The sequence below is a fragment of the Phreatobacter sp. AB_2022a genome (genome assembly GCF_026847585.1).
In the GTDB taxonomy this organism is placed as follows: domain Bacteria; phylum Pseudomonadota; class Alphaproteobacteria; order Rhizobiales; family Phreatobacteraceae; genus Phreatobacter.
On sequence record NZ_JAPSET010000025.1, the window covers coordinates 38,671 to 50,098 of the forward strand.

At 68.8% G+C, this 11,428-nt stretch carries 11 protein-coding genes; 6 read left to right on the forward strand and 5 right to left on the reverse strand.

The window, feature by feature from the left end:
• Positions 1 to 41: 41 nt before the first annotated feature.
• Positions 42 to 242 carry a 50S ribosomal protein L35 gene (gene rpmI, locus OZ671_RS18475; RefSeq protein WP_038302662.1) on the reverse strand — a complete coding sequence of 67 codons (201 nt, stop codon included), beginning with the start codon at positions 240 to 242 and terminating at the stop codon, positions 42 to 44.
• A 28-nt stretch (positions 243 to 270) separates the two neighbouring features.
• On the opposite strand from rpmI, the gene OZ671_RS18480 reads away from it, so the two are divergent.
• The 3 genes from OZ671_RS18480 (at position 271) to OZ671_RS18490 (ending at position 1,926) form a co-directional block, all read left to right on the forward strand.
• Positions 271 to 510 (forward strand): hypothetical protein, encoded by a 240-nt coding sequence (locus tag OZ671_RS18480; RefSeq protein WP_268862108.1) that lies wholly within the window; start codon positions 271 to 273, stop codon positions 508 to 510.
• Positions 507 to 1,496, forward strand: coding sequence for a Bug family tripartite tricarboxylate transporter substrate binding protein (locus OZ671_RS18485; protein ID WP_268862109.1), 990 nt, complete (start codon positions 507 to 509; stop codon positions 1,494 to 1,496). Before OZ671_RS18480 ends, OZ671_RS18485 begins: the two co-directional genes overlap by 4 nt.
• Before the next feature lie 121 nt (positions 1,497 to 1,617).
• Complete coding sequence (locus tag OZ671_RS18490) at positions 1,618 to 1,926, forward strand: DUF1330 domain-containing protein (RefSeq protein ID WP_268862110.1); 309 nt, start codon at positions 1,618 to 1,620, stop codon at positions 1,924 to 1,926.
• Between the two features lie 48 nt (positions 1,927 to 1,974).
• Here the strand turns inward: OZ671_RS18490 and ccrA are convergent, their stop codons facing one another.
• Positions 1,975 to 3,252, reverse strand: coding sequence for a crotonyl-CoA carboxylase/reductase (gene ccrA, locus OZ671_RS18495; protein WP_268862111.1), 1,278 nt, complete (start codon positions 3,250 to 3,252; stop codon positions 1,975 to 1,977).
• A 307-nt stretch (positions 3,253 to 3,559) separates the two neighbouring features.
• Here ccrA and OZ671_RS18500 point away from each other — a divergent pair, with 307 nt between their 5' ends.
• The 3 genes from OZ671_RS18500 to OZ671_RS18510 all read left to right on the forward strand — a co-directional run bounded on the left by OZ671_RS18500 (position 3,560) and on the right by OZ671_RS18510 (position 7,668).
• Positions 3,560 to 3,814: a GlsB/YeaQ/YmgE family stress response membrane protein gene (locus tag OZ671_RS18500; protein WP_268862112.1), complete on the forward strand. Its 255-nt coding sequence runs from the start codon at positions 3,560 to 3,562 to the stop codon at positions 3,812 to 3,814.
• A gap of 153 nt (positions 3,815 to 3,967) precedes the next feature.
• Positions 3,968 to 5,944 (forward strand): protein meaA, encoded by a 1,977-nt coding sequence (locus tag OZ671_RS18505; RefSeq protein WP_268862113.1) that lies wholly within the window; start codon positions 3,968 to 3,970, stop codon positions 5,942 to 5,944.
• A gap of 104 nt (positions 5,945 to 6,048) precedes the next feature.
• Positions 6,049 to 7,668, forward strand: a complete 1,620-nt coding sequence (locus tag OZ671_RS18510; protein WP_268862114.1) for an AMP-binding protein — start codon at positions 6,049 to 6,051, stop codon at positions 7,666 to 7,668.
• Here OZ671_RS18510 and OZ671_RS18515 read toward each other — a convergent pair.
• The 3 genes from OZ671_RS18515 to OZ671_RS18525 form a co-directional block, all read right to left on the reverse strand.
• The gene (locus OZ671_RS18515) at positions 7,637 to 8,815 is read right to left on the reverse strand and encodes a GNAT family N-acetyltransferase (protein WP_268862115.1); all 1,179 of its coding nucleotides are present in this window, start codon (positions 8,813 to 8,815) and stop codon (positions 7,637 to 7,639) included. The two genes, OZ671_RS18510 and OZ671_RS18515, sit on opposite strands and share 32 nt — an antisense overlap.
• The gene (locus OZ671_RS18520; protein WP_268862147.1) at positions 8,812 to 10,215 is read right to left on the reverse strand and encodes a lipopolysaccharide biosynthesis protein; all 1,404 of its coding nucleotides are present in this window, start codon (positions 10,213 to 10,215) and stop codon (positions 8,812 to 8,814) included. Before OZ671_RS18520 ends, OZ671_RS18515 begins: the two co-directional genes overlap by 4 nt.
• Before the next feature lie 158 nt (positions 10,216 to 10,373).
• A complete protein-coding gene (locus tag OZ671_RS18525) occupies positions 10,374 to 11,375 on the reverse strand; it encodes a peptidylprolyl isomerase (RefSeq protein WP_268862116.1) in 1,002 nt (333 codons plus the stop codon).
• Positions 11,376 to 11,428: the final 53 nt, after the last annotated feature.

An 11,428-nucleotide genomic window follows, 5' to 3' on the forward strand; every position in this document is an offset into this window, starting at 1 on the left:
TCTCCTTCAAATCCTAAAGAAATTTCCTGAAGAGCTGCTGATCAGCCGTTCGGCAGGAAGTACTTCTTGACGTTGTAGCCGTCGGATTCGAACAGGATGGCAGTGCCGCGATGCTCGCGGATCTGCTTGGTCGTCCGCTTGATCATGCCGTGACGCTTGCCGGACTGGGTGTATTTCACCTTGCCGGTCGCGGTCAGCGAAAAGCGCTTCTTGGCGCCCGATTTGGTCTTCATCTTGGGCATTTGGCTCTCTTAAAGTCTGTCGCAGGACTTGAGTCCCGCCGCCGTCGAGGCGATGGAACGGTCCTGCAGGGAACGCTCGGTCGAGCTTTTCGAGATCGCCACGGCAGCCCTTGATCAGCCGGGCGATCTGAAGGGCGGGCCTATACAGGAAGATCGGATCGACGACAAGGGCTCGTCCCGATGGTCAAGGCCCTGCCGGTACGGCATGCTGGAAAAACAGGATCTCGCCGCCCGGCGAACGGGCGGTCAATGGGGGAAACCGGAATGACCGATGCCATGCTCAGCCGCCGCGCCGCCATGGCGGGCCTTGCCGCCGCAGGCCTCCTGCCGGCCGCGGCCGCCCGGGCGCAGCAGTATCCGACACGCCCGGTGCGCTGGATCGTCGGCTATCCGGCCGGTGGCGGCACCGACGTGCTGGCGCGCCTGCTCGGCGCCGCCATGTCGCCGACGCTCGGCCAGCAAATGGTGATCGAGAACCGCCCGGGCGCGGCCACCAACCTCGCGGCCGGCGAAACCGCCCGGTCCGAGCCCGACGGCCATACCGTGTTCACCGCCGGCATCGAGACGCTCGTCTACAATCCCGCACTCTACAAGAAGCTGCCTTTCGACCCCGACAAGGATTTCCGGCCTGTCGGCCTCACCGCGCGCTTCCACCTGCTCCTGACGGTGAAGAAGGATTCGGCGCTCACCAGCGCACGCGATCTGGTCGCGCGGGCCAAGGCATCGCCCGGCACGCTCAACTATGGTTCGCCCGGGCTCGGCTCGCCGCATCATCTCGCCATGGAGCGGCTCCTGAAGGAGACCGGCGCGACACTCACCCATGTGCCCTATCGCGGCATGGCGCCGGTCATCAACGACATGCTGGCGGGGGTCATGGAGGTCGGCTTCGTCGACTTCGCCGCCGGCCGCAGCGTCCTCTCCGACGGCACGCTGCGGCCGATCGCGGTCGCCTCCGCGACACGCCTCGCCGCGCTGCCGAACGTGCCGACGATCATCGAAGCGCTCGGCCTCACCGGTTTCGAGGCCTATGCCTGGCAAGGCGTGGTGGTGCCCGCCAGGACGCCGGACCCGGTCGTCGCGCGGCTCGCCGAGGTTATGGCCGCCGCGCTGAAGCAGGACCAGGTGCGCCAGCGCATGGTGGAGATCGGGCTCGACCCGCTGACCGGCGGCCCGGCCGAGTTCAACGCGCTGATGAAGGCGGACCGCGGCGTCTGGTGGCCGATCATCCAGAGCCTCGGCATCACGCTGGAATGAGCGCGCGGCCCCGCGACGACGCCGGGCCGGCATGCCGGGAACCGCAGGCCAGCGCTTGCCGCCATAGCGGCGGGCGGCGATCCGCGCTAGCACTGCCCGTCCCATTCACGGAGGAGAGATCATGGCCAAGGGGTACTGGGTCGCGCGCGTCGACGTCAACGACACCGAGTCCTACAAGAACTACGTCGCCAAGAACGGCATCGCCTTCGCCAAGTTCGGCGGCCGCTTCCTGGTGCGCGGCGGCACGTTCGAAACGGTGGCCGGCACCAGCCGCTCGCGCAATGTGGTGATCGAGTTTCCGAGCTACGAGCAGGCGCTCGCCTGCTGGAACTCGCCCGAATACCAGGCGGCGCGGGCCGAGCAGAAGGGCGGCGCCATCATGGACGCCATCGTGATCGAGGGCTACGAGGGCGCCCAGCCGGGCGCATGAGGGCCTGGAAGGCGCCCGTGCGGCTTGCCCGGGCGCCTCTTTGCCGCGTCAGCGGCTGTTCGCCTCGATCACGTCGTCGAGCGTGCGCAGGCCGGGCCGCGGTGAATTGACCAGCACGGCCATGTTGCCGGGCGCGTGCTTGTTGTTGAGCATCAGTGCATGGGCCGCCGGGATCTTGTCCCAGGGGAACAGTTCGCTCATGCACGGATCGACCCGCCGGTCGAGCACGAACTGGTTGGCGGCGGCGGCCTGTTTCAGATGGGCGAAATGGCTGCCCTGGATGCGCTTCTGGCGCATCCAGACGTAGCGGGCGTCGAAGGTGATGTTGAAGCCCGAGGTGCCGGCGCAGAACACCACCATGCCGCCGCGCTTGGCGACGAGGCAGGAGACCGGGAAGGTCGCCTCGCCCGGATGCTCGAAGACGATGTCGACGTCCTTCTTGCCGGTAATGTCCCAGATCGCCTTGCCGAACTTGCGGGCTTCCTTGAGCCAGGCGGCGTATTCCTCGGAATTGACCGTCGGCATCTGGCCCCAGCAGGCGAAATCCTTGCGGTTGATCACGCCCTTGGCGCCGAGCTGCATGACGTAGTCGCGCTTCGACTCGTCCGAGATGACGCCGATCGGATTGGCGCCGGCGGCGGCGGCGAGCTGCACCGCGAACACGCCGAGCCCGCCCGAAGCGCCCCAGACGAGCACATTGTCGCCGGGCTTCAGCGTGTGCGGCGGATGGCCGAACAGCATGCGGTAGGCGGTGGCGAGCGTCAGCGTGTAGCAGGCTGCCTCTTCCCAGGGCAGGTGCTTCGGCTTCTGCATGAGCTGGCGCGACTGCACGCGGCAGAACTGGGCAAAGGAGCCGTCCGGCGTCTCGTAGCCCCAGATGCGCTGGGACGAGGAGAACATCGGATCGCCGCCATTGCACTCCTCGTCGTCGCCGTCGTCCTGGTTGCAATGGACGATGACCTCGTCGCCGACCTTCCAGCGCTTGACCTTGGAGCCGACGGCCCAGACCACGCCGGACGCATCCGAGCCGGCGATGTGGAAGGGATGCTTGTGGCCGTCGAACGGCGAGACGGGCTGGCCGAGGCCGGCCCAGACGCCGTTGTAGTTGACGCCGCCGGCCATCACATAGATGAGCACCTCTTCCTCGCCCAGCGTCCAGGTCGGCACCACCTCGACCTTGAAGGACTGTTCGGGCGGGCCATGCCGGTCCTTGCGAATGGCCCAGGCATACATGGTGGCCGGTACATGGCCGAGCGGCGGTACCTCACCGAACTCGTAGAGATCCTTCAGCGGAGCTGTGGGGGCAGCGTGAGCTTCGGCGGCCATGGGTCACCTCTGGTCCGGAAAACCATTCCCCTCGCAGGGGCTGGCGGGGGCAGAACTATGTGCACTGCAACATGATTGTGCAAGCACGAACTTCGCTGCCTATGACATGATCGCAACGAAAAGCCCTCTCAGACTTTCGATATATTGCCGAACAGAAAGCGCCCGGAATGCGGGCAAATCCAGGCGGGCGCGCCGATTGCCGCCAGTCTGTCTTACCAGTTGTCGCGGCCGGCGAAGTGCCTATCCTCACACATGCCATAGTGACGGCGCCCCTGCCCCCAACGGGCTTCACGTGGAGGACTTCGGCATGCCTATCGAAGCATTGCTCATCTGGATCATCATCGGCGCGATCGGAGGCTGGCTCGCCGGCGTCCTGATGAAGGGGGCCGGTTTCGGCCTCATCGGTAACATCATCGTCGGCATTATCGGCGCCGCCATTGCCGGCTGGCTGCTGCCGCGCATCGGCATCCATATCGGCGGCGGCATCGTCGGCAGCATCATCAATGCCGTGATCGGCGCCGTGATCCTCCTGTTCGTGATCAGCCTGGTCAAGCGGGCCTGAGGCCCCCCACCGCGCCACCCTCTGCCGGATGGGGGGTGGCGCGGCCGATTTACGCTGCATTGCAATATGCAGGCATCGGACAGACAATGAGGCCAAGGCGCTGAGCCGGCGCAGCCGGCATAACAAGCGGCAGAACCCGCCGAGGAGCAGATCTTGGAACCCAAGGAAACCCGCGACCGTCCCTGGCTCATCCGCACCTATGCGGGCCATTCGACGGCGGCGAAATCCAATGCGCTCTACCGGGCCAATCTCGCCAAGGGGCAGACAGGCCTGTCGGTCGCCTTCGACCTGCCGACGCAGACCGGCTACGATCCCGACCATGCCCTGGCGCGCGGCGAGGTCGGCAAGGTCGGCGTGCCGATCGCCCATATCGGCGACATGCGCACGCTGTTCGACGGCATTCCGCTGGCCGAGATGAACACCTCGATGACCATCAATGCCTGCGCGGCCTGGCTGCTGGCGCTCTATGTCGCCGTCGCCGACGAACAGGGCGCCCCGCGCGCGAAGCTCGCCGGCACCACGCAGAACGACATCCTCAAGGAATATCTCTCCCGCGGCACCTATGTGTTCCCGCCCGAGCCGTCGCTGCGGCTGACCAAGGACACCATCCTGTTCACCACGGTGGAAATGCCGAAGTGGAACCCGATGAACGTCTGCTCCTACCACCTGCAGGAGGCGGGCGCGACACCGGTGCAGGAGCTTGCCTTCGCGCTGGCCAATGCGATCGCCGTGCTCGACACGGTGAAGGCCTCGGGCGAGGTGCCGGAAGGTGGCTTCGGCGAGGTGGTCGGCCACATCTCCTTCTTCGTCAATGCCGGCATGCGCTTCGTCACCGAGATGTGCAAGATGCGCGCCTTCGTCGACCTCTGGGAAGAGCTGGTCGAGACACGCTACGGCGTCACCGATCCCAAGCACAAGCTGTTCCGCTACGGCGTGCAGGTAAATTCGCTCGGCCTGACCGAGCAGCAGCCGGAAAACAACGTCTACCGCATCCTGATCGAAGCCCTGGCGGTGACGATCTCCAAGAAGGCGCGCTGCCGCGCGCTGCAGCTGCCGGCCTGGAACGAGGCCCTCGGCCTGCCGCGCGCCTGGGACCAGCAATGGTCGCTGCGCCTGCAGCAGATCCTCGCCTACGAGACCGACCTGCTCGAATTCGGCGACCTGTTCGACGGCAATCCAGCCGTCACCGCCAAGGTCGAGAGCCTGAAGGCCGAGGCCCAGGCCGAACTGAAGCTGATCGCCGAGATGGGCGGCGCCATTGCCGCGGTGCCCTACATGAAGTCGAAGCTGGTGGAGAGCAATTCGAAGCGCCTCGAGGCGATCGAAGCCGGCCGGCAGGTGGTCGTCGGCGTCAACCGCTTCACCGAAACCGAGCCCTCGCCGCTGACGACGGGCGAAGGCGCCATCATGGTGGTCGACCCGGCGGTCGAGGCGGAGGAAGTCGCCAAGATCAAGGCCTGGCGCGACGCGCGCGATGCCAAGGCCGCGGCCGCAGCGCTTGCCGAACTGCGCGCCGCCGCCCAGGAAGGCCGCAACGTCATGCCGGCCTCGATCGCCGCGGCCAAGGCCGGCGTGACGACCGGCGAATGGGGCGCGGTGCTGCGCGAGGTCTTCGGCGAATACCGCGCACCGACCGGCGTCGGCCGCGCCGCGCGGGCCGATGCGGGCGACCTGGCGCCGATCCGGCTCGAGGTCGAGCAGGTCTCGCGGGCTCTCGGCCGCCGCATCAAGTTCCTCGTTGGCAAGCCCGGGCTCGACGGTCATTCCAACGGCGCCGAGCAGATCGCCGTGCGGGCCCGCGACTGCGGCATGGAGGTGGTCTACGAGGGCATCCGCCTGACCCCGGCGGAGATCGTCAATGCTGCGCTTGAGGAAGGCGTCCATGTCGTCGGCCTGTCGATCCTGTCCGGCAGCCACATTCCGCTCGTCACCGAGGTGATGGAGCGCATGCGCGCCGAAGGCCTCGAGGACGTGCCGGTCGTCGTCGGCGGCATCATCCCGCCCGAGGACGAAGCGCTGCTGCGCAAGGCCGGCGTCGCCGCGGTCTACACTCCGAAGGATTTCCAGCTCAACGCCATCATGGCCGATGTCGTGCGCATCGTCGGCGAGGGCGCCAGGCAGGCGGCTTGAGGCGATCGAACGGTCACCCAGCCGGTTTCCGGATCACAGCGGTTTCGGTCGTGACGCCCGCGGCCGCGCCATGCGAAGATCGGCGCCCCTGAAGAGATCATGCCATGCTGCCCGATATCCGCGACTATGAGGCCCTGACGCGCGCGTTCCGCTGGCAGGTGCCGGACCGCTACAATATTGGCGTCGACGTCTGCACCCGCTGGGCGAAGGCCGAGCCGGACCGCGTGGCGATCCTCTGGAAGAAGCCGGACGGCAGCATCGACGAGGTCACCTATGGCCGGCTCGAGGACGCCTCCAACCGCCTCGCCAACGCGCTGACCGCTGCCGGCATCCGCCGCGGCGATCGCGTGGCGCTGGTGCTGGCGCAGGGCGCGGCCGCCGCCATCAGCCATATCGCCATCTACAAGATCGGCGCCGTCGCCGTGCCGCTCGCCGCGCTGTTCGGCATCGACGCTCTCGCCTATCGCCTGAAGGATTCGGGCGCTAGCGCCCTGATCACCAATGCCGAAGGCGTGGCGAAGATCGACCAGATCCGCGACTCGCTCGGCGCGCTGAAGCTCGTCCTCTCCACCGACGGCGCGGCGGGCGCCGGGGTTCAGGGCTTCTACGAGACGCTCGCCCGCGCCGGCTCCAGCTTCACGCCCGTCGACACCTCCGCCGACGATCCCGCGATGATGATCTATACGTCGGGCACGACCGGCCAGCCGAAGGGCGCCCTGCACGGCCATCGGGTGCTGCTCGGCCATCTGCCCGGCGTCGAGATGCCGCACGAATTCTTTCCGCAGCCCGGCGACCGCATGTGGACGCCCGCCGACTGGGCCTGGGCCGGCGGCCTCCTGAACGTGCTGCTGCCCTCGCTGCATTTCGGCGTGCCGGTGGTCGCCCGCAAGCTCGAAAAGTTCGACGCCGACGAAGCCTTCGCCCTGATGGCCGAAATGGAGGTGCGCAACACCTTCGTGCCGCCGACCGCGCTGCGCATGCTGCGTTCGGTCGAAAATCCGAGGGCCCGCCATCGCCTCGCGCTGCGCACGCTCGCCTCCGGCGGCGAGGCGCTGGGCGCGGAAACCTATGACTGGGGCCGGACGACGCTCGGGCTCACCATCAACGAGTTCTACGGCCAGACCGAATGCAACCTGGTGCTGTCGTCCTGCGCCGCGATCGGCGTGTCGCGGCCGGGCGCCATCGGCAAGCCCGTGCCCGGCCATGTCGTCGACGTCATCGGCCCCGACGGCGTGCCCTGCGCCGTCGGCGAGCAGGGCCAGATCGCGGTCAAGCGACCCGATCCCGTCATGTTCCTCGCCTATTGGAACCGGCCGGAGGCGACCGCCGAGAAATTCCTCGGCGATTGGATGCTCACCGGCGACCAGGGCATCCGGGACGAGGACGGCTATATCCATTTCTTCGGCCGCGACGACGACGTCATCACCTCCGCCGGCTACCGGATCGGGCCGGGCGAGGTCGAGGACTGCCTGATCAAGCATCCGGCGGTGGCACTCGCGGCCGTGGTCGGCAAGCCCGACCCCCTGCGCACCGAGATCGTCAAGGCCTTCGTCGTGCTGAAGCGCGGCGCCGCGCCGTCGGATCAGCTCGCCGGCGAGATTCGCGATTTCGTCCGCACCCGCATGTCCGCCCATTCCTATCCGCGCGAGATCGCCTTCATCGACGAACTGCCGATGACGACCACCGGCAAGGTCATCCGCCGGCTCTTGCGCGAGCGCGCCTGATCCGCGCGAGCGCGGCCTTGGCGCAGTCACGCGCGGCACGGCGCATCCGGATCGCCGCGAGCACCATGCGATAGGCCGTCCCGGCACCGTCCGGCCCCAGCGCGACGAGCCGGCTCGTCATCGCAAGCCGCGCCGGCCAGACCCTGTCGATCATCGGGTGGCCGGCGATCGCGCAGGAATCGACACATTGCACCGAAGCGTCCGCCGCAAGACGCGCGGTGATCGCATGGGTCACCAGGACGCCCGGCGAGAAGCGTGCCAGGGTCTCGTCATAGGCCGTCTTCCAGTACCAGCCGCGCGTGCCGGCACGCAGCACGATGCCGGCGGCCACCGGCCGGCCGTCGAGCATGATGAGGTCGATCTGGGCCTCGCCGCGCGCCATGAGGCGACCGACGGCGCCGTCGAAAAAGGCACGCATCGGCTCCGACATGGCGAGTGCCGTCCCTCGCGCGCCCTTCCAGCCCGAAGCCTCCAGGGCGAGAAAGGCGGCTTTTGCCGCCTGCGCATCGAAGCCTGCTGCGGTCGAGACGGTTTCCACCCGCCCCTGTTCGCCGAGCCGGCGGCGGAGCCGGCGCGCCTCCTTGGACGGCTGCGGCGGCTCGGCCGTGACCAGGGCCGCACGCTGGTGGGCCTCGATGACGTCGACCCGCAGCCCGCGCCGGGCGGCAAGGCGCGCCAGGGCCCTGGCCAGCGGCGCCCCCTCATCCATCAGCGGCCAGTCGAGGGCGACGACGCCCTGCGCCTTCAGGTGGTCGACGATTGCGCCGAGCACCGCCTCTTCGGCGTCGGCGAGGATCAGCGGCGCGCCGAGCGGCGCATAAGGATGGGTCCAGAACACGAAGGTCGAGCCGCCGAGCTTCAGCCGGCCCGGAGCAAAGCCGACGAGCCCTCCGTCCGCTTCCACGACCACGGCACCGAGGCCGGCGCCGGGGTCGACGCCGCGCGCGGCGAGCGCGAAGGCGGGATTCAGAAAGACATTCGGCGTCGCGACCCGGGCGAGGCGCTCCCAGGCCTCGATGAGGCCCGGCCAGGCCGCGGCCCCGACCCAGCGCGCCGCGAGCGGCTCCGACAGGCTCCCCGGCCGCGGCGCCAGGCTCGCTCCGGCAGGACCCGGCCGGCCGGCCCGGCTCGCGGCGGCCGCCGTCACGGCCGTTCCCGGCGCGGCGCCGGCCAGAACCGCAGCGACATGGCAAGGCCCAGCCGGCGTCGGGTGACGAGGAACAGCAGGATCGATTCCAGGATCAAGGCGGTAGCCGTCGCGCTCGCCGCTCCCATCATGCCGAAGCGCGGGATGAGGACGAGGCAGAGCAGGACGGATGTCGCGAAGGCGGCACCATAGATGAGGGCGCAGGCGCGCTGTTCGCCAGACATCGACAGAAGCCGCTCGACCGGGCCGACCGCCGCGCGGGCGAGCAGCCCCGCCGACACGACGAACATGGCGGGATAGCCTTTGACGAAATCCGGTCCGAACAGCATCAGGAACGGCTTGCCGAGCGCCAGCACCAGGATGGTCGCCGCGAGCGAGGGGAAGAAGGTCCAGCGGATCGAGGCGGCGAGGAAGGCCGCGAGCTGCTCCCGGTCGCCGGTCACGTGATATTCGCTGAACCGGTGCGCGGCGGCGGCGGCCACCGAAAAATAGATGAAGGCGACGAGCGCCAGCGTCTTCACCGCGGCCCAGTAGACGGCAACCTCCTCGGCCGTGCCGAGCTGCTTCAGCAGCAGCACGTCGGCATAGGTCAGGCCCATATAGAAGGCCTCGACCAGGAACATCGCGGCCGAGGTCCTGAGCCAGAGCCCCGGCTCGTAGCGACGCAGCCCGGCCGGCACGCGCGGGGCGAGCCGGCGCCGGATCAGCACGAACTGGACGAGCCCGGCCGCCCAGGTCGCAATGACCGCGCAGGCCATGGCGGTGACCGCATCGGCGGCGAAGCCGAAGGCCCGCCCGGCCAGCAGCCCGCCGAGCAGCAGCAGCGGCCGGATCAGATAGGGCGGACCGAGGGCGAGATCGGTCCAGTCATAGGACCGCGCGATGCCGTCCTGGATATCGGTCAGCACATAGAGCGGCAGACAGATCGCAGCGAGCGCGAGCGGCATCACCATGGGCTGGCCGAGAAAGGGGCCGAACCGCCAGATGACGATAAGGCCGAGGCCGGCGACCAGGGTCGCGAGGGCAAGCCCGACGAGGCGCGCGCCGGCGAGGAAACCGCGCAGACCCGCCTCGTCGCCGCGGCTCGCATAGTCTGGAATGAAGCGCTGCGCCGCCGAGGCAAGCCCGGCATTGGAGAGGTGGCCGAGCAGCAGCACGCAGACCCAGACCGAGACGTAGATGCCGAATTCGCCTTGGCCCATCCAGCGCGCCATGGCGACCTGGCTGACATAGGCGATCGCGGCGCTCATGACGCGGATGAGGAAGGCTGCGCCGGCGGCGCGCTGGGCAATGGAATGGTGGCTGCGATCGGTCAGCACAGCCTTGAAGCGCTCGACGATGCCGCGCGGCGACAGCAGCGTCTTGGCGTCGCGCCCCATCTGCGCCTCGTCCGATCCCATCACCGACACCGGCAGATCCTCGCGCGGGGCCGCTGGTCCAGCTCGGCTCCGTCCCCAGCGATAGTCCGCCGCCTGTTAAGAAACGGTTGGAAATCAAGGACAAAAAAGCCGGCCGCAACGGCGGCCGGCTGAATGACGTCGCTTGTTCGGGACGGCGCTCAGGGCCGCGGCGTCGCCGGCGCCGGCGTCGCAGGGGCCGCACCGGGGGTGGCGGGAGCGCCCGGGGTCGCCGGCGTCGCGGGAGCGGCCGGCGGCACCAGCCGCTCGACCTGGGCTTCCGCGCGCAGCTTCTGCACGAGTTCGGCCTGGACCCGGCGGGTCAGGAAGTCCTCGATCTGGCCGCGCACCTGCTCGAAGCTCGGAATCGCGCGCGGCCGGCGCTCCTCGAGCTTGATCACGTGCCAGCCGAACTGGCTCTTGACCGGATCGGTCGAGACCTGGCCCGGCTGCATGGCGAAGGCGGCATTGGCGAATTCCGGCACCATCTGCGACTTGGTGAAGAAGCCGAGATCACCGCCCTCGGCGCCGCCCGGGTCCTTCGACTTTTCCTTGGCCAGGGCCGCGAAGTCGGCGCCGCCGCGCAGCTGCGCGATGATCGCACGCGCTTCTTCCTCGGTCTCCACCAGGATGTGGCGCGCCCTCACCTCTTCTTCCGGCTGGATCCGGGCCCGCTGCTCGTCATAGAGCTTGCGCATCTCGGCTTCGGTGACGCGTGCCGCGGTTTCCGCCGACAGCAGCGACTCCACGAGCAGCTTGTTGCGGTAATAGACCATCTTGCGGGCGAAATCGGGCCCGTTCTGGATGCCGCGCGCTTCCGCCGCGCGGGCGGCGATTGTCAGGTCGATGACGAAGCCGAGCAGATAGTCGCGCTTCTGGTCGGGAGTCATCTGGGCGGTGGTCTGGCCGCCGATATCCTCCTCGGCCGCGTCGAGGTCGGCCTGCCGGATCTCGACACCGCCGACGCGCGCCAGGACGCGGTCCGGCGCGGGGGGCGCGGCCGCGCCCGGCGCCGGAGCGGCCGGCGTGGTCGCGGCGGGCGCCGCCGGCGCGGGGGTCGTCGCCGCAGGAGCCTGGGCGGCCGCGGGAACGGCCAAGGAGGCGGCCATCGGTCCTGCGAGCACGGCAAAGGCGGCCAGGACGAGAGGCAGACGGCAGGTCATCGGGATTGAGCCTTGTGTCAGGGGAACGGGGCGTCTTCGCGGGCTTGCGTGGC

Coding starts and splice junctions, on each gene's coding strand:
- OZ671_RS18485 (WP_268862109.1), top strand. CDS start 507: ATGACCGATGCCATGCTCAGCCGCCGCGCCGCCATGGCGGGCCTTGCC.
- OZ671_RS18510 (WP_268862114.1), top strand. CDS start 6,049: ATGCTGCCCGATATCCGCGACTATGAGGCCCTGACGCGCGCGTTCCGC.
- rpmI (WP_038302662.1), bottom strand. CDS start 242: ATGCCCAAGATGAAGACCAAATCGGGCGCCAAGAAGCGCTTTTCGCTG.
- OZ671_RS18500 (WP_268862112.1), top strand. CDS start 3,560: ATGCCTATCGAAGCATTGCTCATCTGGATCATCATCGGCGCGATCGGA.
- OZ671_RS18490 (WP_268862110.1), top strand. CDS start 1,618: ATGGCCAAGGGGTACTGGGTCGCGCGCGTCGACGTCAACGACACCGAG.
- OZ671_RS18520 (WP_268862147.1), bottom strand. CDS start 10,215: ATGGGATCGGACGAGGCGCAGATGGGGCGCGACGCCAAGACGCTGCTG.
- OZ671_RS18525 (WP_268862116.1), bottom strand. CDS start 11,375: ATGACCTGCCGTCTGCCTCTCGTCCTGGCCGCCTTTGCCGTGCTCGCA.
- ccrA (WP_268862111.1), bottom strand. CDS start 3,252: ATGGCCGCCGAAGCTCACGCTGCCCCCACAGCTCCGCTGAAGGATCTC.